Genomic DNA, 22,507 nt, shown 5'->3' with positions numbered 1-22,507 from the left:
CGCCCCTTTTTATGCCCTGTGCGGACCTTTAACGCGCTGCGCCGTATCTCAGTCCGCGCTCGGCCAGAGACACCACCACCACGCCGGTCAAGGTCAGCACCGCCCCCGTGATGATTTGCGGGGTCAGCATGTCATTCATAAACAGCCAGCCCATCAGCACCGACACCACGGTCGAGCCGAGAAGATACGGCGTCACCCGCCCTGCCTCGCGCCGCTGGACCAGCCAGAACAGCATGCTGGTGGCCAGAACCGAAGACAGCAGGCCCGCCCAGACAACCGACGCCCAGACCAGCGGAGGTGCCGCCATGGCTCCCTCTAACTGGCCTTTCTCGAACATGAACGAGCCAAAGGCCATCGTCGGAAATGCGGTCAGGGCCAGAATGCCCTGCATCTTCAAAGGCGGCACCGCAGCCGTGCGGCGGGCAATCACCGTCACCAAGGCCCAGACAGCCGCCCCCAGCGTACCAAATACAATCGCTTCCCAGTCCCGAAGGGCATGGGGGTCCGCCGTCATCCACGCCACACCGACAAAGGCGATCAGCAGACCCACAATCCCCGGCCACTTCACCCGCTCGCCCAGCAGAAGGAAGGCAAACAGTGTCGTGAAGGGAATCCACATCTGGGTTGCGACCGATACCGGACTGACATCATGCGCCAGAGAGAACGCGTAATAGATCAGACCATAGTGAACCGGCCCGCCCAGCACCGCGATCAAAAGCATGGCCTTCCAGTTCGGAAACGGCGGGCGCACAAACGGTGCCAGACACAAGGCAGCCAAACCGAACCGCAGCGCGGCGACCATCATGGGCGGCATGTATTCCGTCGCCAGTTTGGCGGCAGCATTATTGACGCCCCAAATGATGACGATGGCTACAATGGCCCCGATTTCCAGCGGTGTGAGCTTTTGATCCAACATAGTGATCTGGCCATGCCATAGGTAAATGCGTTTGGCTTCTCACGAAGCTTGTCGTCGTGTTTCGACCGACCAAAGCCTCGCGCCTCAAAGGTGTAATCCTTGGCCAGTTCCATGTATGGGGGGCGCTAAATATCCATACGAGAGTTCCCCCATGGCCACTGCCCGCCTCCCTATGTCCCGTATTTTTGCTGCACTTGGTGTGGCAGCCTGTATCGGCACGATGGCGAGCGCGGCCCATGCCGAGCCTCTTCTGGTGACCTCGCCTACGCCTCTGCCGCTGGATAACCACATGCCGCGCGTCTTTATGGGCGGCAGCATCGACATGGGCGGCGCACCCGACTGGCAGGCCGCCATGACACACGCCCTGTCGGATATGGATGTGGTGATCCTGAACCCGCGCCGTCCCGACTGGAACCCTGCATGGCGTCCAGAAGCCGACGAGCCGGAATTCCGCCGTCAGGTGGAATGGGAACTGGCGGCCCTCGAAGCCAGCGACGTCATCGTCATGTATTTCGCGCCGGGCACCCAAAGCCCCATCAGCCTGCTGGAAATGGGCCTGCATGCCCGCACCGGAAAGCTGATCGTGCTGGCCCCCGACGGTTTCTGGCGCAAGGGCAATGTGGACATCACCGCCCAAGCCTATGGCGTGCGTCAGGTCCAGACCATGGAAGAGCTGACAGCGGCTGTGCGCGAAGCCCTGAGCGAAGCCGCCACCAAGGGCCGCTTCACCCGTTAAAAGACTGGCTTAGCCACCATCAGCCAATAGATGCCGATCACACCGGCAAAGGCGGGCCAGCCAAGGATGAACCAGATGCGGAACAGGCTGAAATAGCGGGGCGGCAAGGCCTCCCCCTCGACCTGTGCCCGCTTGGCCATTTTCGCCAGTTCCATCTGGATCCACACCACCGGCAGCCAGCAAATGCCGATCAGCACATAAAGCCCATAGGCCGCCATCAGCCACGGCTCGGTCAGGCTGTAGCCCTGTAGGTGGATCAGGCCCAGCCCGCTGATCGGCTGCACCACCACGGCGGTAGCCGTGAACACAAAGTCCGCCAGCACCACGATCGACCCGACGGCCGCCATCGTGACGACATTGCGGGTCATGTGGGCGCGCAACATGAAGAAGGCGATCCCTGCGCCCGTGCCGAACAGAACGGCACCCGACAGGATGTGAATGATCTTCAGCCACTCATACATTACCGTCTCGCCTCCGTTCCGGCCACAAACAGGCACAGCGCCATCATCGGCAGAACCTTGAGCCACGGCCCCAGCGGGCTGAGCCAGTATTGCGGCAACAGGATCGTCGCGGCGATCAGGTATCCGATGGTGGCGAGAAACATGAAGACCGCCACCCGCGACGTCCATGGCCGCACAAACAACATCAGCCCCAGCACAACGTCCAAAAGCGCGCCGAACCATACAATCGGCCATGCAAAGCGGGCCGCAGCCGTTTCACGGATAATGGCCAGAGACTGCTCCCAGCCGACGGTATAGCTGACCACGCCGGTCAGGAACCAGAACAGGCCCAGCACCACAATGGCAATGGGCCGCACGCCCCACAGGCGGGCATGCCAGACATCCTGAACCGAGGCCGGATTTTCCGACAAGAAGCGGCGGAAGCTGCGGGCATCCACGCCCAGACGACTGGCCCAGTCACTGTCCGCACCCGCCGCGCCATAATCCAGTTGCTTCATCGCCGTGCTGCGTAAAGGCGACGGCCAGCCCAGCCTTCCCAGCACATCCCCCACCACAATCGCAGGGGCCGCCATCCAGCGTGGCACCCGCACAACCGGAGCGGCGTCAAACCCCAGCCAGCCGCGATAAAGCGACAGGGTTTCCACCATTGTCACGGTTTCGGGGCCGGTAATGTCCAGTGTTTCGCGGCTGATGCTGCGATCCGAAACCAGCTTCACCACCGCCTGCGCCAGATCGGCCAGCGCCACAGGCTTGAACACCTGCTCGCCGCCGACAACCGGCATCACCACCGGCATGGCAGACAGGGCACGGATAAAGCCGGTGCCGCCAAAGGCTGCGCGATCCACCACCAATGATGGTCGCAGGATCACCCAGTCCAGTTTTGAAGCCATGACCATGGCCTCGGTTTCGGCCTTGGAGGATGCATAGAGGGTACCCGCGCCTTCATCGGCCCCGACCGCTGAAACATGGATCAATCGAGATATGCCCCCAACCTCGCACGCGGCAATCAGCGCACGCGGGCCGTCGACATGGGCGATGCGGTTGCTGTCCTTGCCGCCGTCCTGAAGCACACCAACGCAGTTCACCACCGCATCGACACCGGCCAGTAAGCCCTGCCAGTCATCGGCATGGGTCAGGTTGAAGAAATCCGCCTTTACCCATTCAAAATGCGGGGCCCGACGCGAGGCCGTGAGCGTATCACGCGCCCCTGCCCGCACCTGATACCCCGCAGCGGACAAGGCCGCCGCCACACGCGAACCGATAAAACCATTGGCCCCGAGGACCAGTACACATCCACCCATAGTCACCCCCGCCGGTTCCTACCCCAGAATCCGGTCCTTCATATCGACGCCTTCGGGCGCCATGGCACACCATGTCTTGCCCTTAAGCCTGCGCCGGTTACGCGCCACAAAGCGATAGGCCGCATCCCTGATCGGGCGTGGCACCACATGGCCAACCACCCCCAACCGATACGGAAACGGCAGATGCCGCGCCAGATGCAGCACCGCGTCCGACATACCCATCGCCTGCCCGTCCTCGATCACCAGCATGCTTGCCGGATCATCGGGACTTAGACCGTAATGGACCAGCAAGGCCCGCCCCAGATCGCTTTGCATCGGCAACAAACGAAAACGCGGACCGTGCTTGAGCAGGGTCCGCGCCGAATGCGTGCAGAGAGCACAATCGCCATCAAACAGAACCACAGGCCGGTCATCCTTAAAGGACGGAACGGCGGGATCATGGCGATAGCTATAGGCTCCCTGCCTCATTTTTTTCGTGACTTAGAACGGCCAAACTTTTTAGAAGGGAATATCGTCGTTCAGGTCGTAGCTTTCCTTCGGACCGGACGGGCGATTGGCACCGCCTGTCGAGAAGCCCGACGAATAGTCGTCATCATTGCGACCGCCACCTTGACCACCGCCATAACCACCGCCCGAGCCGCCATCCGAACGACCGCCCAGCATGGTCAGGGTGCCGTTGAAGCGTTGCAGGACGATTTCGGTCGAGTATTTCTCGACGCCTTGCGCGTCCGTGTATTTGCGGGTTTGCAGCGAGCCTTCGATATAAACGGTCGAGCCCTTTTTCAGATACTGCTCGGCCACCTTGACGATGTTCTCGTTGAAGATGACCACCGAGTGCCACTCGGTCTTTTCCTTGCGCTCGCCCGAGGCCTTGTCGCGCCAGGTTTCCGAGGTGGCGATACGAAGGTTGGCGACGCGGTCGCCCGAGTTCAGGGTGCGGATTTCCGGATCGCGGCCCAGATTGCCGACCAGAATAACCTTGTTGACGCTGCCCGCCATGACCGATGTCCTTTTATTATTGCCCGCCGGTCTGCCCAGCAGCGACGGGTATGTTCCATTTATGTTCCGATTTCACAACCGGAAAAATCACTCTTAAGGGGCGATTGCGATGGGACGCCCGTCGATCTCGCGCTGAATGGCACCCGGTATAGCGAGTCGGCCATCCCCCGTGCGCGTCAGAGCGAAAAATCGTGGTCCGGTCAGCGAGGTACTCATCTTCACGCCCTGACGGTCGATGAAGATAAAGCGCCCCTGATACGATCCCACCAGATCGTTATTGGAGCCACCCATACGCAGAAACTTGATGCGCAACTCTTCCAGACGCGCCGCACAAAACTCGATCTGCGGCTGGTCGCGGGCCACCACATTAAAGCGCAGTCCACCCTTCTGGGTGTCGTCATTGCCAACGTGGTAGCAGACGCCCTCGTCCATCGGAGCCTCGACCTCGGTGGACGAACAAGCCGACAGGCCAAGGCCCGCAGCCCCCAACGCACCCACCATCAAAGCGGTTTTGAACACTGCACGCATCAGAGCCTCGGGAACTGGCATTGGCGGTTTTGATCCGCATAGGTGCGGAAGGTGGCATTATCCGACGAAACTTCAACCCGACGCGGGACCAGACGTAACGTCAAATCGTTCCAGCGGCCGTACTGGGCTTCGCCCGGCGTGCGGATACAGGTGCCGGCATACAGCGCCTTGACGCATTCGGCCTGACCCATGCCCGAACCAACCAGACGCCATTCGGAACCGACATGGCGCATGCACTGGCCATCGGCCGGAGCCGCAGCCTGTTGGGCTTGTTGTGCGGGGGCTGCCGGATTGGCGACAACCACCTTCGGCTCCTCAACCGGAATTTGCGGTGGCGGCGTGAAGGACGCAGCGGCCAATGCACCTGTCGCATCCAGACCAACGTCCAGAGTTCCGGTCGCCACGCCATTGCGCTGGGCGCAGCTGGCCAGCGTTGCCATGCCGACAAACTGGCCACCGACATAGCAGCGCAGTTCACGCGTTGGCTCCAGTACCGGAGCCTCGGCCAGATCGATCTTCAGACCGCCCTCGGCGGCTGGTGGCACATTGTCGGGATCATTGGGATTGCCCGCACCGAAGAACATTGCAGCCGCCACCGCGGCCACAACGGCCACACCTGCGCCCACAACAACCATTGTGCGAGTATCTTTTGGAAAAGCCATACGGGTCTCTACGCCATCAATGGCTTCAATAGCCCTGTCCTTGCAGCCCGCGTCAACTGCGCCTGTGCAGAACTCAGCCGCCCAGACGGGCCAAAGCCGCCTGATAATTGGCAATCTGGCTTTGCATATAGGGCGAAGGTGCCCCGACCGGACCTTTGTTGGCGTTCAGCATGGTCGGGCTCATGGCGCGATAGCCCTCGCGCACACTGCGCAAGGCCGATTGCACGAAGTCACGCGCCTGAATGATGGAATCAGCATTCAGCAGGTTCAGGCTGGACGGCAGCTCAAGACCGATCGTCTTGCGCTTGTCATCGCCCTTGCCGACATAGCCCGCCGTCAGGCCAAGCCCAGCCAGCGCATCACGCCCCGTCTCGCCCGAGGAAATCAGCGCGCCCTTGCGGCCATCGGCATTGGTCAGGGTCAGGTACTGGCCGCCCCCTTGCAGGACACGGCTGTCGCCTTCGCTGGCCGGACCCTCCCCGCGATTGGTCGAGACAGTGACCTTCAGGTTGCGGCCCGATGCCGTTTCGATCTTGGTCGCCAGAGTTTGCAGGGTATCGCGGGCGTCGATCGTCACGGCGGTTTTGCGGTTGGTGTTGGGGTTGGTGACATAGAAACGATCACCGGCCCTAAGCCCCGTGGCATCAACCAGTTTTTGCGACACGTCCTGCACCAGTTCGCCGCTGGGCAGGCCCAACTTGTCCAGCACGCTGGAGCCATTGCTGGTCACGGCCAGCGCCATCGGCATGGCCTGTTGCTTGTCACCGGTCCATGTCCGGTTCCAGTCCACGGCCCCTGTCGTTGGGTCGATACGCGCCAGATAGGCAATGGACGGGTCTGTATCCTTGGCGGTGCGGGCACGATCCCATGTACCGGTCAGCCAGACCTCGCCATCCACGATCTTGACGTCTGCCGCCGTGTCATCGCCTGCGGTGCCGTAATAGGTCAGGCGATCATCGCCCGAGGCCTGAAGGTCGGTCGACAGACTGGCCACAAACGCATCCGATCCGCCCGCATGGGCGCGCGTCACGGTGCCGATATTCAGCCCCGAATTACGGGTGGCCCCCGATACGACCAGCTTCCCGTCCGACACCGCAATCCCTGCGATCTCGCCATTATGGGCGGCACCCAGATTTCGCGTGGACAGAAGCTCGGGCGCGCCGTCCTGACCGATCTTGAATTGGCGCACGACAAAGCTGCCGTTCTCGATACCGGCCGTATAAAGATTATCGCCGTCCACCGTCATGGCCTGAACGGAATCGTCGCCCACCGTTCCGAACTGGGTGGTGCCTAGAGACGTTCCCTTGATCGGGGCCGCAGAGTGGCTTTGGGTTTCGCCAAAGACCTGCACATAGCTGTCCCAGCCGCCGGTCGCCGTGGTGCCCGGCATGGCCGACTGGGCACGTCCCGACACATAGACCTTGCCGTCAGCCCCGAACGATACCGCCGTGGCTTCGTCAGCGGCCTTGGCACCGCGTGAATGGGTCCATTGCTCGACGCCATTGGCATCGAAGACCGAGACAAAGCTGTCGGACAGACCGGCATTGGTCGGGTTCTGGCCCGGGATCAGGCCACCTGTGACCGATCCGGCAACCGCAACACGACCATCATCGGACACCGAAATGGCATAGCCCGCCGCATTGGACGCTGCCCCCAGCCCGCGGCTGACAACCACCTGCCCTGCGGAGTCCAGCTTCATCAGCACAACGTCCGACTGGCCGCGCACCGTGTGGCCGCCCGCATCTGCCGTCATGTCGGCGACGATCCACATACCGCCATCGGCCGTGGCAGCCGATGCTCTGACCGTGCTGATGCCGTCCGGTAGATTCGACTGGTTGGTACGCCCATCAACCCAGTTGGTTTCACCGATGCCGGAGCCGCCAACGCCCGAGGGATCAAACTTCAGAGCCTGATTTTTGCCACCCGGACCACTGCCCTGAATCACATGCACCGCAGTGCCCGAGGACACCGCCTGGAAACCGACCGTTTCACTGGAATTGCCCGCAACGCGCAGTCCCCAGCTATTACCCGAAGCCGGCAGGGTAATGGTGCGGTCGCCCACAGTCATCTTGCGCGGCTCGCCCGGAATGTCCTGACGGCTGAAACGGGTTTCGACGCCCGCCGTTTTCAGCGTGCCGTTAATGTGGTCGATCACCGCATCCATCGTGCGCGGGGTGGACCCCATTTCGTTCAGATCGATAGCAATGGACTGTGTGCCGCTGCTGGTACGAATGGTGATGTTGAACTGCACCTCGCCCTGAAACGCTTCGACAGGTTCGGACAGGCTGCCCTTGTGCAAAGGCCCTGTCTGATAGGCATGGTTATCACGCGGGACGACCGTCGTGCCCTGACTGCGGGTCGAGGAAACACCGTTGATGAGATTGATCGTGTCCACATCCGCGCCAGCCGTGGCCAGATATTGGGAAACCTCTTTCAGCCCCGCTTCGAAGTGTTTTTGCAACTGCGCGGACTCGGCCTTGGTAACGCCCTTCTCCATGCCTCTCAGGGCCAGAGATTCCAGCAATTGCAGGCCGGTATGTAGCGAAAACAGGGTCTTGTATTCGTAAGAATTTTTAGTCTTGAGATCGAGTTTATTGGCGCGTTCGTCGATAAATTTGTTGCTCGACAAGGCTTTGCGCAACAGCTCCGACTGGGTCGGCTGCTTGTCCGCGACAGAGCTGCTCCACGGCGCGGTCGGTTGTGATTTTACGCCACCACCAGACGCACCGGTGCCGCCCGAGTAGATGCTGTTGGCATCACCCCCGTAAAGTCCCAACAGATAACTGTTGTTGATCTTCATGCGGCACGCTCCATTTCACCCGAAGCTATACCGCAACAGGCTCTGCAAGTCGTTAACATCTGCGCTGAAATATAAAAACGCCGACCTGCGTGAACAGATCGGCGCTTTGAATAGATTGCAGAAAGTGCCTGTTTTACTGGAAGTGCCTGGCTTACTGGAACAGCGACAGGATGATCTGCGGCGACTGGTTGGCAATCGACAGAGCCTGTGCGCCCAGTTGTTGCTGAACCTGCAAGGCTTGCAGTCGGGCGCTTTCCTTGGCCAGATCGGCGTCCACCATATTGCCGACGCCCACTTCCAGCGAGTCCATCAGCTTGCCGACGAACACGTTGTGCTTTTCGATCTGCTTGGCCTGTGCGCCCAGCTCGGCCAGACGTTCGTTGGACGTCGCCAGAGCCGCCTCGACAGCGGTCAGTGCCGCAGCCGGATCAGCTTCCAGATCCAGACCGTCCAGCGTCAGGCCCGTCAGGGTCAGGTCTTGCGGGTTCAGGGCTACGGTTTCCTGCCCGTCAGCGCTGGCGAGGAAGTCCAGCGGATTCGCTTCGCTGGCGTCCAGAATATTCTTGCCATCGAAGGTGGCGTTCTTGGCAAACGAGTCCAGCGACAGCAACAGCGCCTGGAACTCGTCATTATAGGCTTTTTTGGTCGCCGCCGAAGCCGACGGGTCCGCCGCGGACGTTGCCTTCTGGCGCAGTTCGACAATGATGTCGGAAATCTCGGCACCGGCCGCCAGAGAAACATCGGCGATCGAGGTCGCACGGTTCAGGCTGGACTTGACAGAATCCAGCGAAGACATATCCGCACGCTGGTTCTGGGCGATGGCCCACGTCGCAGCGTTGTCCTTGGCACCCTGCACCTTCAGGCCCGTATTGATACGGCTCTGCGTGGTCGCAAGCTTGGAATTGGTCTTGTTCAGGTTCTGCAGCGCAATGAGTGCAGAGCTGTTGGTGTGAACGCTGGTGGTCATGGCTTTTTCGCCCCCGGACTTTCTGTACCGGTGCACTATTAACCATGAGTCGTGATCGTATGGTTAACGTATAAAAAACCATAAAACCGCCGCCCGGTGCATTTCCGGGGGCGTTATAAATATCTGGCGATCAGATTGAAGACGTATCGAGATTTAATCCCGCAACGTCAGATATTTAGGTCAGACAGACGTGCTGACGACGCCGCCCTGACGATAGGCCGGATCTGTGATCAGCTTTTCAACTTCCTCGCGCGGAAGCTGGCGGATGACCTCGCCCGTAACACGGTCCATGACCTTGTATACAAAGCGGTTTTGTCCCACAGCCTCGATCACGAGCCTCTGGCTGGCATTGTCATTGCCTTCCAATGCCGATGGTGCCTTTGCGGGCGGTACCTCGACACTTGCAGCGTCCGGATTGATGGCCGTCACTGCTGAAACAGAAGAAATCGGTTCGGTCATTCTATTCGAGCGCCCTTCTGGCGCACCCTCCTGCGTTTAGGTGTACGGAGCAGGCCTGAGACCTGCTCCGTTTCCCGTTTAGCGGAACAGACCCAGCAGCATGCTGCTGGACGAGTTGGCAATCGACAGAGCCTGCACACCCAGTTGTTGCTTGGTTTGCAGAGCCGTCAGTCGGGCGCTTTCCTTGGCGAGGTCAGCATCCACGAGGTTGCCGACGCCGGTTTCCAGAGCGTCCTGCATCTTGCCGACGAAGGTCAGCTGACGATCCAGCGACTTCGACTTGGTACCGAAATCGGCCAGTACCGTGGTGAAGGCGCTGATGGCATCATCAACATTTGCTGCCGTGCGGTTGGCCGTCGCTGCAAGGTCGGCACCGCCGCCCGTGACCGGGTTCACAACCGTACCATCACCCAGCTCGAACTTGCCGCCCGAGGTGTTGGTGGAAACTTCGGTCGCCGTCGTTGCCGTGAACAGGTTCACGCCATCAAAGGTCGCACCGTCAATTGCGCTGGTGATTTCGTTCACAATCGCAGTGAAGTCGGCATTCAGCTTGGTCGCGGTTTCACCGGTCGGATCAGCGTCCTGAATGGCCACAGCAAGGCTCTTCAGTTCGGTCAGGGCGTCAACGACGGTTTCGCCAGCAGCCAGAGCCACATCGACGATCGACTGACCGCGTTGCAGCGACTGTTTGACGGCGTCTTGAGCGCCCATTTCCGCACGTTGCGAGGTCGCAATGGCGAAGATGGCACCGTTGTCCTTGGCCGAGGAAACCTTCAGGCCCGTATTCACACGGTTCTGCGTGGTTTCCAGCGCCTTGTTGGTGTTGTTCAGGGTTTGCAGGGCAACGAGTGCACCGCGGTTGGTGTTGATCGAGTTGGCCATTCTGGCCTCCTTATCTACATATATTCACTGCCTTTTTGGCAGCTGGAGCATTTTGCTCCGGGGTAGCCCAATGAGGTGGTCAGGATCGGGAGGTGTGCCATCGCACCCCGCCCTCACCTACGTGTTAGCGGAACAGGCCCAGCAGCATCGAGCTGGACGAGTTTGCGATCGACAGAGCCTGCACACCCAGCTGTTGCTTGGTTTGCAGTGCCGTCAGACGAGCGCTTTCCTTGGCCAGATCGGCATCGACAAGGTTGCCCACGCCGGTTTCCAGCGAGTCCTGCATCTTGCCGACGAAGGTCAGTTGGCGATCCAGCGACTTCGACTTGGTACCGAAATCGGCCAGCGTCGTCGTGAAGGCATTCAGCGCGGTTTCGACATTGGCAGCCGTATAGGCCGTGCGCTTGTCGGCAGCTGCAGCCGCCGCCGTCCAGGTGCCCGCATCAGCGTCCGCAGTACCACCGAAAGCCAGCGCAGTAGCAGAAGCTGCACCACCAGCGGCCTTCAGGCTGAACTTGCCACCCGAGGTGTTGGTGCTGACTTCGATCGGCGCACCGGCAGCGGTCGCCTTGAACAGGTTCACACCATCGAAAGTCGCACCGGCCAGAGCCGAGTGAACTTCCTTGGCGATGGCGTCAAAGTCGGCCATCAGCTTGGTTTCGGTGTCGGAGTCAGCCGTCGCGTCCTGAATAGCCACAGCAAGGCTCTTCATTTCGGTCAGGGCGTCAACGACGGTTTCACCAGCAGCCAGAGCCACATCGACGATCGACTGACCGCGTTGCAGCGACTGTTTGACGGCGTCCTGAGCGCCCATTTCCGCACGTTGCGAGGTCGCAATGGCGAAGATGGCACCGTTGTCCTTGGCCGAAGAAACCTTCAGGCCCGTATTCACACGGTTCTGCGTGGTTTCCAGCGCTTTGTTGGTGTTGTTCAGGGTTTGCAGGGCAACGAGTGCACCGCGGTTGGTGTTGATCGAGTTGGCCATTCTGGCCTCCTTTGGTTTTACAAATCATCGCCTTCTGGCGACGCGAACATTTTGTTCGAGGTACAGTTAGTCGAGGTAATCAAAGGAGGGTGCCAAGGTTTAAACCTCAGCACCCTTCCCCGAATTTTAGCGGAACAGACCCAGCAGCATCGAGCTGGACGAGTTGGCGATCGACAGAGCCTGCACACCCAGCTGTTGCTTGGTTTGCAGAGCGGTCAGACGCGCGCTTTCCTTGGCCAGATCGGCATCCACGAGGTTGCCGACGCCGGTTTCCAGCGAGTCCTGCATCTTGCCGACGAAGGTCAGCTGACGATCCAGCGACTTCGACTTGGTACCGAAATCAGCCAGGATCGTGGTGAAAGCATTGATCGCCGAGTCCACATTGGCAGCCGTACGGTTGGCTTTATCGGCCGTGGCCAGATCATAGGCGCCCGCACCCGAACCACCGGCCAGCGGATTGGTATCCGCCGCTGCGATAGCTTTCAGGCTGAACTTGTTACCGGTCGCGCCAGTGTTCGTAGTCACTTCAACAGCCGCTGCGTTAGCCTTGAACAGGTTCACACCGTCAAACGTAGCACCACCGAGGGCAGCAGTGATTTCGTTGGTGATCGCGGTGAAGTCTGCATGCAGCTTGGTTTGGGTGTCGCCGGTCGCCGGTGCGTCCTGAATGGCCACAGCAAGGCTCTTCAGTTCGGTCAGGGCGTCAACGACGGTTTCACCGGCAGCCAGAGCCACATCGACGATCGACTGACCGCGTTGCAGCGACTGTTTGACGGCATCCTGAGCGCCCATTTCCGCACGTTGCGAGGTCGCAATGGCGAAGATGGCACCGTTGTCCTTGGCCGAGGAAACCTTCAGGCCCGTATTCACACGGTTCTGCGTGGTTTCCAGCGCCTTGTTGGTGCTGTTCAGGGTTTGCAGAGCAACGAGTGCACCGCGGTTGGTGTTGATCGAGTTGGCCATTCTGGCCTCCTTATCTACATATATTCACTGCCTTTTTGGCAGCTGGAGCATTTTGCTCCGGGGTAGCCCAATGAGGTGATCAGGGTCGGGAGAGCCGCCATCGCGCCCCTCCCTCACCTACGTGTTAGCGGAACAGGCCCAGCAGGATGCTGCTGGACGAGTTTGCGATCGACAGAGCCTGCACACCCAGCTGTTGCTTGGTTTGCAGAGCCGTCAGACGGGCGCTTTCCTTGGCCAGATCGGCATCGACAAGGTTGCCGATACCGGTTTCCAGCGAGTCCTGAAGTTTGCCGACGAAGGTGGCCTGGCGGTCCAGCGACTTCGACTTGGTACCGAAATCGGCCAGAACCGTGGTGAAGCCATTCAGAGCTGTATCAACACTGGCCGCCGTATAGGCCGTGCGCTTGGCAGCAACTGTGCCTGCGGGTGCCCACACGCCGGTTGCCGGCGTTGCCGTACCGCCAAAGGCCAGACCCGTCGCGGCTGCTGGATCGGCCGCGGCTTTCAGAGTGAATTTGCCACCCGAAGTATTGGTGGAAACTTCAATCAGGGTGCCGGTTTTGAACAGGTTCACACCGTCAAAGGTCGCACCGGCCAGAGCCGAGTGCACTTCCTTGGCGATAGCATCAAAGTCCGCCATCAGCTTGGTTTCGGTGTCAGAACCGGCCACCGAGTCCTGAATGGCCACAGCCAGACTTTTCAGTTCGGTCAGACCGTCAACGACAGTTTCGCCGGCAGCCAGAGCCACATCGACGATCGACTGACCGCGTTGCAGCGACTGTTTGACAGCGTCCTGAGCGCCCATTTCCGCACGTTGCGAGGTCGCAATGGCGAAGATGGCACCGTTGTCCTTGGCCGACGACACTTTCAGGCCGGTATTCACGCGGTTCTGCGTGGTTTCCAGCGCCTTATTGGTCGCGTTCAGGGTTTGCAGGGCAACAAGTGCACCGCGGTTGGTATTGATCGAATTGGCCATTCTGGCCTCCTACATCCACATTGTGTGTGAGAACTGCCATTTTGGCAGCCTGAGCATTTTGCTCATGTAAAACGCGATACTGATACTAAACCGGATGAGCCATGCTGCCCGAAGGGTGCTTATTCGGTCTGAACAAACACCCCTACCCGCAGATTAACGGAACAGGCTCAGAACGATGGAGCTGGACTGGTTGGCGATCGATAAAGCCTGAACGCCCAGTTGCTGCTTGGTTTGCAGCGCCGTCAGACGGGCGCTTTCCTTGGCCAGATCGGCATCCACAAGGTTGCCAATGCCGGTTTCCAGCGAGTCCTGAAGCTTGCTGACAAAGGTCAGCTGGCGGTCCAGCGACTTCGACTTGGTGCCGAGGTCAGCCAGAACCGTGGTAAAGTTGCTGATGGCGGTATCCACGTTTGCCGCGGTACGTTCGGCAACATCGTCAAAGTTGAAACCGGCACCATCGGCGGTTTGTGTCGGGTCGATCGAACCGTCAGCGGCGATCGCGCCCGCAGCCGTGCCCGCCGCAGCCTTCAGCTCGAACTTGCCGCCCGAAGTGTTGGTGGACACCTCGATGGCATCGGCATTGGCCGTGAACAGGTTCACGCCATCAAAGACAGCGCCGCCCAGCGACGAACGGATTTCCGAAACCATGGCCGAGAAGTCGGCGTTCAGCTTGTTTGCGGTTTCCGAACCTACGGCTGCGTCCTGAATGGCCACAGCCAGGCTTTTCAGCTCGGTCAGGGCTTCGACGACAGTCTCGCCCGCTGCCAGAGCCACATCGACAATCGACTGGCCGCGTTGAAGCGACTGCTTCACGGCGTCTTGCGCACCCATTTCGGCGCGCTGCGAGGTAGCAATGGCGAAGATTGCACCGTTGTCCTTGGCCGAGGATACCTTCAGGCCTGTATTGACACGGTTCTGGGTCGTCTCAAGCGCACGGTTGGTCGCGTTGAGGTTCTGGAGCGCGATAAGCGCACCACGATTGGTGTTAACCGAATTAGCCATTCTGGCGTCCTGTTGTTTTCACTTCGTGAAGGCCGTCGCCATTTTGGCAACGAGAGCATTTTGCTCATCACGCATCGAAGCAAGAGTCGCGCCATAAAGCCAGAGGCAATCTGCACGATCAAAACAACAGTATTTCAAGATGTTGGAATACGGAGGTGGGTAGAAATTACCCACCCTACCTAGGCATATTTTGCCGAGTGCGGCACTTATTGCCCATCTGAATAGAAAGAGGGGGCGGCGAACCGCCCCCTTTGGCCTAACGCCATCCGTGCCTTCTGTGGGCCTCTGCCGCGATTAACCGCGGAAGAGGCTGAGCAGGATGGAGCTCGACTGGTTCGCAATGCCCAGAGCCTGCACACCCAGCTGTTGCTTGGTTTGCAGCGCCGTCAGCTTTGCGCTTTCTTTGGCGAGGTCTGCGTCCACCAGATTACCGATACCGGTTTCCAGAGAGTCCTGGAGCTTGTCGATAAAGGTCGCCTGACGACCCAGCGACTTCGACTTGGTGCCGATGTCCGCCATGGTCGTGGTGAACGAATCGATCGCCGCCTCAACGTTTGCCACCGAATAGTCGGTCAGTGCCGAAGGCGTAGCGCCCGCAGTATTGCCAGCCTTGGCATTCCACGCACCGGTTGCCGCATCGAACTGACCGGCACCAGCACCTGCGGCGCTGCCGAAGGCCAGATCATCCGCCGCAGCCGCTACACCATCTGCCTTCAGTTCGAACGTGTTGTTCGCGCTTCCGGTGTTCACGGTGACAGCCAGACCGCCCGTTTGACCCAGTTTAAAGACGTTTGCGCCATCAAAGGTCGCGCCAGCCAGAGACGTGTGAATTTCCTTCACGATCGCCTCGAAGTCAGCCACGAGCTTCTTGCCGCTCTCGCCCATACCGGTCACAGCACCACCTGCGTCGTACTCTTTCGGGGCATCCTGAATCGCCACAGCAAGACTCTTCAGCTCGGTCAGGGCCTCGATCACGGTTTCACCCGCCGACATGGCAACGTCCAGAATCGACTGGCCGCGCTGGATCGACTGACGAACCGCATCTTGAGCACCCATCTCGGCGCGCTGAGAAGTCGCGATGGCGAAAATAGCCCCGTTGTCCTTCGCATTGGATACCTTCAAGCCGGTATTCACGCGGTTTTGCGTGGTTTCCAGATGACGGTTGGTCGCGTTGAGGTTTTGCAGCGCAATCAGAGCGCCACGGTTGGTGTTGATCGAGTTGGCCATTTTGGCTGTCCTTGCTCACTTTGTGATGGCCAGCGCCATTTTGGCGCCGGGAGTCTTCTACTCAGCCAGCCTTGCAGCAATCAACGAGCCAGTTAACAGCGTTATCTTATCGGCTTAATATGCTGATTTTTATATCATAAATATAAAATCACATTGGCCAGAATTGCCCCCGGCCACTTAAGGGCAAAACCTGCCCGGCAAGACTTACCGCCTCGTATTTTCCCGTAGTCCCCTCTCGCGTTTCAAAGTCTCGACCGCGAGAGCGCGGGCGGCGTCACAGGCCAGTATCTGCTGCCCGCGCCGCATATAGGCCGCCTCCAGCGCCGCCAGATCACCGCTGTCCTCGACCATGGCCAAGGCGCAGTCCCGATCCACCTCAGGAGGCAGCGCCAGCAAAGGCGGCGCAACCGCGTAAGGAAGGGGCCTGTTCGCACAAGCGCCTGTCATGCTCGCGCAGACGCTGATGGCGATCATCGCCCAAAGATGTTTTGGCATCGCTCTGCGCCCTTGCTTGCTCGACAAATTTTTCGGTGATCGCCGTCACGGCCAGTTGCTGTTCCTGAAGGTCGCGCTGGCCCTGCACGATGGCCTCCTGTGCGGTGTGTTCCACGCGGCGCATCCGGGCCTCGGCCTGTCCGACAGACGCCGCCTGTTCCGCCCTGTCCAGACGTCTCGCCCGCCAGCCAAACGGGTCCGCGAACAGGGCCAAAACCATCGCAATCGCCACAACCACCGCGCCCCACACCACGGGCGTCAGCAGACGCCACCCCGCCGTTGGAAGCACCGTCATGGGTATGTCTTCCGGCACAGTTCGAAATGCGGCCCGTCGCGCAGGCGCGGCCAGTCACCGCCCCACACCAGCGGCACATCCAGATCAATAGCCGCCTGTTTGAACGCCCCCGCAATGCGCGGATAAAGTGGCCAGTCCCAGCGCAATGTCCCGCCAATCCATGCCGCCACGTCCACGGCATGGCCTGTCAGGTGGCGACTGTTCAGGGTGCGACTGGCCCCCGCCTTGACCAGTTCGGCCTGACGCGCCGGTTTCCGCAGGCCTTCGGAGATGGTGAAATCGACGGGGGTGATCGCAATCGCCCCTTCGATCACCCGCACCAGATCGGGATGCAGCCCCGCCATCCGTGTGCGCGAACGCGCCGACAGACGAAAGCTCATGCCTCGCCCCGCGCACGTCCACGCGCCAGATTGACCACCTGCTGCGCCGACGGTGCCACCAGATAAAGCAGCCCCAACAGAGCCACCAATCCCATCAAACCGTCCGCCAGATAGCGCAACTGTTCGGGTGGTGCGCGTTGCACCACCTCGCGCAGCAAACCCCAAAGCAGCAAGGTGGCCAGATAGACATACATCCGGTGCCAGAACCAGCGACCCTCGGCCAGATCAGCGGGTTTAGGCATTTGTTCTTTCATCATATTTCATCCCCTTCTTCAGAAAATCCTCCGGTCGTGCTGCGCCAGTCCACGCCGATTTCATCAAGGCATTCGTCGGCGCTCAAACGCTCGGGCGAGGTCCAGATTTCAGCATCCGGCAACAGGTCGTCCCAGGCCGTATCCAGTCCATAATCAGGCTGCATGGCTCACCCCGTGAACGTCAGACGCACGAGGCCCGCCGCCCCTGCGCCGCCCGCACCGCCAGTGCCAGTGCCAGTGCCGGTTCCGGCACCGCCGCCACCGCCGCCCGCGCCATAAAGACCTGCCGCACCGCCCGCATGGCCGACACCTCCGGCATTGGCACCACCACCACCACCGCCGCCGCCCAGCCAGCCGAGATTGACCAGTGACGGTGACTGCCCGTTCCAGCCGCCATATTGAGAACCGACACCGGCCACGGCCTGCACCCCGCACGGATGGCCCATGCCGCCATCACCACCAAAGGTCGCCGCATTGGCTGCACTCAAGCCACCGCCCGCGCCACCACCGCCCGCACTATGAGGCGCAGAAACCCCGCCCGGTTTTCCACCGCTGGCAGGCCCATCCAGCCCCTGCCCACCGGCACCACCCGCGTTCAGAGCCCCGCCGCGCCCACCTTCGGCCAGAGCGATCACATGGCCGTAGGTCACCACCGATGAGGCCGCGCCATGACTGCCCGAGGCACGACCGCCGCCGCCCACCACCACGTCCAACTGTCCCAGATGTTCAGCGGGCCACGCCGCGTGGCTGATGCCGCCCGCGCCGCCACCACCGCCGCCGTGGCGGGCAGTCCCTGCATTACCGCCCTGCCCCGCAGCGCCCGCACCGCCACCACCGACACAGACCGCTTCCACCCAGCGCGCCCATAGCGGCACAGCAATGCTGTCCGACGCCGTCAGGATGGTAGTTTCACGCCGCACCGCCCCCGCCGGAAACCATATCCGGCCTGTCGATCGGTCCACTCGCAGGGCATCGTGCCAGTTGCTGCCGTCGGGACTGACCTTAAAGCGCAGGTCGTCATCGCCCATCAGGCCGATCTCGGCACATCCCTGCCAGCCGCTCTGGAACAGCATAGAGGCCGTATGGCTGGCGTCCTGTTTATTGAAGACAAAGCGCAGATCGCCGTCACCGCCATCATCATCGGGACGCGCCGCCCACAGGGCCTTGTTGATGCGGGCACTAAAGGGATTACCGGCATCCGGTGTCGCGCCCACGCCCACGCGCTCCAGCGTCAGCGTGCCGCCGAGCGTCTGCGCCAGCGAGGTCCACGCCCCGCCCATGCGGACCAGCGACACGCCTTCGTCCAGCACCACCAGACCCATGCCCTGTGTCGGCACCACCGGCACCCAGCCGCCCACATCGGCCCGTACCAGATCGCCCTCGGCCAATCCGGCCCAGCCGCCGGACGGTGCCGGCCCGACCAGATAAAGCGCACCCGTTGGCGGTTCTGTTGGCGGTACCGACAGCTTGCGGCTGACCACCGCCGTCTGCACTAGGGCATCCAGACGGGTGAAGGCCTCGTTCACCGTCACATGTTTTTGCAGCTGACCAGACACCACATAGGGCAGGCCCAACCGCGCACTATCATCGCTCATCACGATCTCCGAACTATTATCGAAGACCAGTCTTGGCCAAACCGCCGCTAGGGCTTGCAGTCTGGCGCGAAAGGCACCCAATCCCTTATTTTTAAAGGCATTGCCTTGTCCGGTTAGGATACCTTGCCCCGTTCAACCGGCACACTTGGCGCACCCGCCGCTTTCCGATATCGCTGTCGAATGCCGCGCCAAAGCTCCCTGATCCGCATCGCTCTGAACCTTCTGGCCATGGCGGTGACGCTGGCTCCGCTGGGGCTGGCCGTGGCGTCATTGATCCAGTCCGATCACCGCTGGCCGGACCTTGCCAACCAGTTCGTTGCGCCTGCTTTCTTGGCCAGCATCGCGTGGTTGCTGTTCCTGCTGGTGCTGCGCCTGCGCCCCGCCGCCCTCATGGCTGCGCTGACCACTGGCCTACTGTTCCTGGCCGTCTGGCCCCAGTGGTTCCCGCCGCGCATTACGTCCGATCCGGTATCGGAAACCATCACCGTCTATTCGGCCAATGTCTGGGCGCGAAACACCGATGTTGAGGCCATGGCCCGCTCGATAGCCGAGGCTAAGGCCGACATCATTCTGCTGGTCGAGGTTGGCGATGCCCCCGCCGCCGAGCTGGATAGCCTGCTGCCGGACCACCCGTATCGGGTGGTATCGATTGTCGGCAACCGCACCGTGGCACCGGCCCGCGCCTTGGTCGCCAGTCGCTGGCCGCTAAAATCGCTCAAGGAAAACGTCCACGACCAGCTATTCTCGGCCGCCGCCCGCGTGGAAACACCGCTGGGCGAAATCGGCGTCATGTCCGCGCACCTGACCCGCCCGTGGCCCTATCAATATCAATGGGCGCAGATCAACCAGACCACCGACATGGCCGTAGAGCGCCGCCGACTGGGCGACGCCGCCATCATTGCCGGTGATTTCAACGCCGTCTCGTCCGGTCGCATTGGCCGTCAGGTCAAGGACAGTATGGGCCTGATCCCTGCCCCCGCGCCCGCCTATGCCGGTACATGGCCCGCAAAGATTCCGGCCTTCCTCGGCATCACCATCGATCAGGTCTGGTACAGCCCCGAACTGGCGCTGGTGGATCGTCGTCTAGGACTAGAAAACGGCTCGGACCACCGTCCGGTGATTACCCGTTTTCGTGCGCCTGCACCTGATCAATAGCCGCCTGTAAGCGGGCCGCATGGCCATCAGCGGGAAAATCGTCCGCAATCCACGACTGCTCGAAGGCCTTTAAAATCTTGCCCGTCATCGGCCCCGGCTTGAACCCTGCTTGCGCCAGATCACGCCCGCCCACCGGCATGGACGGGATGCGCCAACCCTGCGCCATCTGTCGCAAGGCCTGCATGTTTTGCGGCGCGATCCCTGCCGCCTCGGCCCGATAGGTGCGATCCACAAAGGCCGTCAAACCATCGCGCCAAACCATGGCGCGGGCCTGTTGCTCGCTCATATCCGCATCCAGCAACACCGCAGACGCCACCATCCGCTCCTGCTGGGCATTGGACAGGCGCAAACGTCTGGCATCCTCGGCCAAGCCCTCTGCTGACAACGGCAACAGGGCCACAAGGCGCAGCACCGGATCCAGCGTAATCGCCACCATGGCTGCAAAAGACGTGCGATCCAGACGCGGCAGGATCACACTTAAAACCCCCGCCTCGTCCATAGCGTTGACCGCCGCTACCGGATCAGGCGCAGCCAGCAGTTTCAGCAGTTCTTTGGACACCCGCTCCGCCGACAGCGTCGCCACGCCTTCGGCCAGTTTGCGACACGCCGCATGCCCCTCGGCATCCACCGCCCCGCGCCCGTACCACGCCCAAAAGCGATAGAACCGCAGGATACGCAGATAGTCCTCGCGGATGCGCTGTTCCGGCTCGCCCACAAACACGATGCGGCGCTGCTCGGCATCCGAAAGACCACTGCCGGTAGGGTCAAATAGCTCGCCACGGGCATTGGAATAGAGCGCGTTCAGGCGAAAATCGCGCCGTGCAGCGTCCTCGGCCCAGTCGCGGGTAAAGGCCACTACGGCGCGACGCCCGTCAGTCTCGACATCACGGCGCAGGCTGGTGATCTCGAACGGCTGGCTGTTTACGACGGCGGTAATGGTGCCATGCTCGATCCCTGTCGGCACAGCGCGGATTTTAGCCGCCTTTAGCGCCGCCAGAACCTGTTGCGGCTCCAACTGCGTGGCAATGTCCACATCATCGACCGGCACATCCAGCAGGGCATTACGCACACAACCGCCGACATAGCGCGCGCAGTCCGGCCCACCCGCTGCTTCCAGCGCCGCCATCACCGCCTTGGAGGCATCGGCCTCCAGCCACGACTGGCCTTTCAGGCTGGGCGCGCTCACGCCACCTTGTCCTCATACAGGCGCGCACACAGACGGCGCAAAATGCCCGCCGTCACGCCCCAGATATAATGCTCGCGATAGGGCATGGCCCAAAACCAGCGGCGGGGCTGGCCATCACGGTCGTAATAGTCGCGACGATGGTTGACCGGATCCATCAAAAACGCCCACGGAGCCTCGAACACCTCTGCCACCTCGGCAGGGGATGGTTTCAAAACAGGCTCGGCCTTCAGCCAGCCCACCACAGGCGTTACCGCAAAGCCGGTACCGGTTTCATAACCATCACCCACCCCCAGAACCTCGACCAATTCAGGGTCCAGCCCCACCTCTTCCCATGCTTCACGCAGAGCAGCCTCGACAGCGGTTTCGCCCGCATCCAGCCGCCCGCCCGGAAAGGCAATCTGGCCGGTATGGCTGGCCAGCGAATCCGAGCGGCGCGTCATCAACACGGTCGGCCCATCCTCGCGTTCCAGAATAGCGATCAACACCGCCGCCGGACGCAAGGGTCGATCTGGCCGCTCCATCTGTGCATTCAAATCAAAATCGGAATGCAACGGTGCCTGATCCAGCCGCCATTCGGACGGGGCCATCAGATGTTGTTTCAGACGACGTTTCAGGCTCTCGCACTGGGTCGCAACCACCGATGCAGGCATCACCGCATTATCGCTCACAGGGTTGCCACTCACAGGCCCGCCCCTTCCGGTCCCAGAGCAAAGCTCTTATCGCCCGACGTCACGGCCAGACGACCGTCAACTTCATGCGCCATCTCGACCAGTTCATAAAAGACAGACCGCACAATACGCGCCCACAAATCCGCTCGGATATGGATACGTGGCGCCGGCTCGCCCGTCTGTGGATCGGTTTCGACGACCAGTTCGTGATCCGCTCCGGCCACCGCCTCGTCACCCTGATCGGTCACGAAAACCAGCGCCCCGTTTTCATGCCTCATCGACACAGCCCTAAACGGCAGGTCTTCAACCCTGATCTTCAGCTTCTCGACCGGCGTCACCAAGTGATAGCCGTCGGCATCATGACGCAGAATAGTCGAGAACAACCGCACCAGTTCAGGCCGGCCAATCGGCGTGCCTTCATGCATCCAGACGCCATCGGCACAGATCAGGATATCGATATCGCCACAGTGCTCGGGGTGCCACAAATGCACGGGCGACAAACCCCGACCGGGTGCCTGTTTTGTGGCTTCGATCACAGATTGTAGTGACGGTGTCGGTTTGTCCTGATGCGCAGTTGAATTGTCCATACTGTGAATATGGGCGGCATCGGCCCAT

27 protein-coding genes are annotated in these 22,507 nt (G+C 61.0%); 2 read left to right on the top strand and 25 right to left on the bottom strand.

Annotated features, from left to right (window positions below; translation table 11 throughout):
• Positions 1–28: 28 nt before the first annotated feature.
• Complete coding sequence (locus FHS64_RS06765; protein ID WP_167177067.1) at positions 29–916, bottom strand: DMT family transporter; 888 nt, start codon at positions 914–916, stop codon at positions 29–31.
• Between the two features lie 151 nt (positions 917–1,067).
• Here FHS64_RS06765 and FHS64_RS06760 point away from each other — a divergent pair, with 151 nt between their 5' ends.
• A complete protein-coding gene (locus FHS64_RS06760) occupies positions 1,068–1,652 on the top strand; it encodes a nucleoside 2-deoxyribosyltransferase domain-containing protein (protein ID WP_208380669.1) in 585 nt (194 codons plus the stop codon).
• Here the strand turns inward: FHS64_RS06760 and FHS64_RS06755 are convergent.
• The 21 genes from FHS64_RS06755 to FHS64_RS14325 form a co-directional block, all read right to left on the bottom strand.
• A complete protein-coding gene (locus FHS64_RS06755; protein WP_167177065.1) occupies positions 1,649–2,113 on the bottom strand; it encodes a DUF2269 family protein in 465 nt (154 codons plus the stop codon). The two genes, FHS64_RS06760 and FHS64_RS06755, sit on opposite strands and share 4 nt — an antisense overlap.
• A complete protein-coding gene (locus FHS64_RS06750) occupies positions 2,113–3,414 on the bottom strand; it encodes an NAD(P)H-binding protein (protein ID WP_167177063.1) in 1,302 nt (433 codons plus the stop codon). The genes FHS64_RS06755 and FHS64_RS06750 overlap by 1 nt, the downstream gene beginning before the upstream one ends.
• Before the next feature lie 18 nt (positions 3,415–3,432).
• Positions 3,433–3,882: a thiol-disulfide oxidoreductase DCC family protein gene (locus FHS64_RS06745; RefSeq protein ID WP_167177061.1), complete on the bottom strand. Its 450-nt coding sequence runs from the start codon at positions 3,880–3,882 to the stop codon at positions 3,433–3,435.
• Between the two features lie 30 nt (positions 3,883–3,912).
• On the bottom strand, positions 3,913–4,413 hold the full coding sequence (gene ssb / locus FHS64_RS06740; RefSeq protein ID WP_167177059.1) for a single-stranded DNA-binding protein: 501 nt from the start codon (positions 4,411–4,413) through the stop codon (positions 3,913–3,915).
• Between the two features lie 93 nt (positions 4,414–4,506).
• Entirely contained in the window at positions 4,507–4,941 is a 435-nt protein-coding gene (locus FHS64_RS06735) for a hypothetical protein (protein WP_167177057.1), read from the bottom strand.
• Positions 4,941–5,603, bottom strand: a complete 663-nt coding sequence (locus tag FHS64_RS06730; RefSeq protein ID WP_167177055.1) for a hypothetical protein — start codon at positions 5,601–5,603, stop codon at positions 4,941–4,943. The genes FHS64_RS06735 and FHS64_RS06730 overlap by 1 nt, the downstream gene beginning before the upstream one ends.
• Before the next feature lie 73 nt (positions 5,604–5,676).
• Positions 5,677–8,403, bottom strand: a complete 2,727-nt coding sequence (locus FHS64_RS06725; protein WP_167177053.1) for an NHL repeat-containing protein — start codon at positions 8,401–8,403, stop codon at positions 5,677–5,679.
• A 151-nt stretch (positions 8,404–8,554) separates the two neighbouring features.
• Complete coding sequence (locus FHS64_RS06720) at positions 8,555–9,370, bottom strand: flagellin (RefSeq protein WP_167177051.1); 816 nt, start codon at positions 9,368–9,370, stop codon at positions 8,555–8,557.
• A 180-nt stretch (positions 9,371–9,550) separates the two neighbouring features.
• A complete protein-coding gene (locus tag FHS64_RS06715; protein ID WP_167177049.1) occupies positions 9,551–9,829 on the bottom strand; it encodes a flagellar protein FlaG in 279 nt (92 codons plus the stop codon).
• Positions 9,830–9,907: 78 nt separating this feature from the next.
• On the bottom strand, positions 9,908–10,711 hold the full coding sequence (locus tag FHS64_RS06710; RefSeq protein ID WP_167177047.1) for a flagellin: 804 nt from the start codon (positions 10,709–10,711) through the stop codon (positions 9,908–9,910).
• A gap of 124 nt (positions 10,712–10,835) precedes the next feature.
• Complete coding sequence (locus FHS64_RS06705; RefSeq protein ID WP_167177045.1) at positions 10,836–11,696, bottom strand: flagellin; 861 nt, start codon at positions 11,694–11,696, stop codon at positions 10,836–10,838.
• A 126-nt stretch (positions 11,697–11,822) separates the two neighbouring features.
• Positions 11,823–12,659 (bottom strand): flagellin N-terminal helical domain-containing protein, encoded by an 837-nt coding sequence (locus FHS64_RS06700; RefSeq protein WP_167177043.1) that lies wholly within the window; start codon positions 12,657–12,659, stop codon positions 11,823–11,825.
• Between the two features lie 124 nt (positions 12,660–12,783).
• Positions 12,784–13,635, bottom strand: a complete 852-nt coding sequence (locus FHS64_RS06695; protein WP_167177041.1) for a flagellin N-terminal helical domain-containing protein — start codon at positions 13,633–13,635, stop codon at positions 12,784–12,786.
• A 153-nt stretch (positions 13,636–13,788) separates the two neighbouring features.
• Positions 13,789–14,637, bottom strand: coding sequence for a flagellin (locus FHS64_RS06690; protein ID WP_167177039.1), 849 nt, complete (start codon positions 14,635–14,637; stop codon positions 13,789–13,791).
• Positions 14,638–14,931: 294 nt separating this feature from the next.
• Positions 14,932–15,864 carry a flagellin N-terminal helical domain-containing protein gene (locus tag FHS64_RS06685; protein ID WP_167177038.1) on the bottom strand — a complete coding sequence of 311 codons (933 nt, stop codon included), beginning with the start codon at positions 15,862–15,864 and terminating at the stop codon, positions 14,932–14,934.
• A gap of 204 nt (positions 15,865–16,068) precedes the next feature.
• Positions 16,069–16,239 (bottom strand): hypothetical protein, encoded by a 171-nt coding sequence (locus FHS64_RS06680; protein WP_167176305.1) that lies wholly within the window; start codon positions 16,237–16,239, stop codon positions 16,069–16,071.
• Between the two features lies 1 nt (position 16,240).
• Positions 16,241–16,654 carry a hypothetical protein gene (locus FHS64_RS06675; protein WP_167177036.1) on the bottom strand — a complete coding sequence of 138 codons (414 nt, stop codon included), beginning with the start codon at positions 16,652–16,654 and terminating at the stop codon, positions 16,241–16,243.
• A complete protein-coding gene (locus tag FHS64_RS06670; RefSeq protein WP_167177034.1) occupies positions 16,651–17,034 on the bottom strand; it encodes a M15 family metallopeptidase in 384 nt (127 codons plus the stop codon). Before FHS64_RS06670 ends, FHS64_RS06675 begins: the two co-directional genes overlap by 4 nt.
• Entirely contained in the window at positions 17,031–17,291 is a 261-nt protein-coding gene (locus FHS64_RS06665; RefSeq protein WP_243862840.1) for a hypothetical protein, read from the bottom strand. Before FHS64_RS06665 ends, FHS64_RS06670 begins: the two co-directional genes overlap by 4 nt.
• Positions 17,288–17,452 carry a hypothetical protein gene (locus FHS64_RS06660; protein ID WP_167177032.1) on the bottom strand — a complete coding sequence of 55 codons (165 nt, stop codon included), beginning with the start codon at positions 17,450–17,452 and terminating at the stop codon, positions 17,288–17,290. The genes FHS64_RS06665 and FHS64_RS06660 overlap by 4 nt, the downstream gene beginning before the upstream one ends.
• Positions 17,453–17,455: 3 nt before the next feature.
• Positions 17,456–18,883, bottom strand: coding sequence for a DUF2793 domain-containing protein (locus FHS64_RS14325; RefSeq protein WP_167177029.1), 1,428 nt, complete (start codon positions 18,881–18,883; stop codon positions 17,456–17,458).
• A gap of 180 nt (positions 18,884–19,063) precedes the next feature.
• On the opposite strand from FHS64_RS14325, the gene FHS64_RS06650 reads away from it, so the two are divergent.
• Positions 19,064–20,038 (top strand): endonuclease/exonuclease/phosphatase family protein, encoded by a 975-nt coding sequence (locus FHS64_RS06650; RefSeq protein ID WP_167177027.1) that lies wholly within the window; start codon positions 19,064–19,066, stop codon positions 20,036–20,038.
• On the opposite strand, the gene FHS64_RS06645 is transcribed toward FHS64_RS06650, so the two are convergent.
• From FHS64_RS06645 to FHS64_RS06635, 3 genes are read right to left on the bottom strand one after another with little or no spacing between them, the layout of a single operon-like run.
• On the bottom strand, positions 20,004–21,224 hold the full coding sequence (locus FHS64_RS06645) for a CCA tRNA nucleotidyltransferase (RefSeq protein WP_341771102.1): 1,221 nt from the start codon (positions 21,222–21,224) through the stop codon (positions 20,004–20,006). The two genes, FHS64_RS06650 and FHS64_RS06645, sit on opposite strands and share 35 nt — an antisense overlap.
• The gene (locus FHS64_RS06640) at positions 21,221–21,907 is read right to left on the bottom strand and encodes a CoA pyrophosphatase (RefSeq protein ID WP_312136648.1); all 687 of its coding nucleotides are present in this window, start codon (positions 21,905–21,907) and stop codon (positions 21,221–21,223) included. Before FHS64_RS06640 ends, FHS64_RS06645 begins: the two co-directional genes overlap by 4 nt.
• On the bottom strand, positions 21,904–22,479 hold the full coding sequence (locus FHS64_RS06635; RefSeq protein WP_208380667.1) for a DUF1285 domain-containing protein: 576 nt from the start codon (positions 22,477–22,479) through the stop codon (positions 21,904–21,906). The genes FHS64_RS06640 and FHS64_RS06635 overlap by 4 nt, the downstream gene beginning before the upstream one ends.
• Positions 22,480–22,507 lie beyond the last annotated feature (28 nt).

This window comes from Brevundimonas terrae (assembly GCF_011761985.1).
Lineage (GTDB): Bacteria > Pseudomonadota > Alphaproteobacteria > Caulobacterales > Caulobacteraceae > Brevundimonas > Brevundimonas terrae.
The sequence above is the reverse complement of the archived record's forward strand: the minus strand, read 5'-3'. Positions and strand labels throughout refer to the sequence as shown.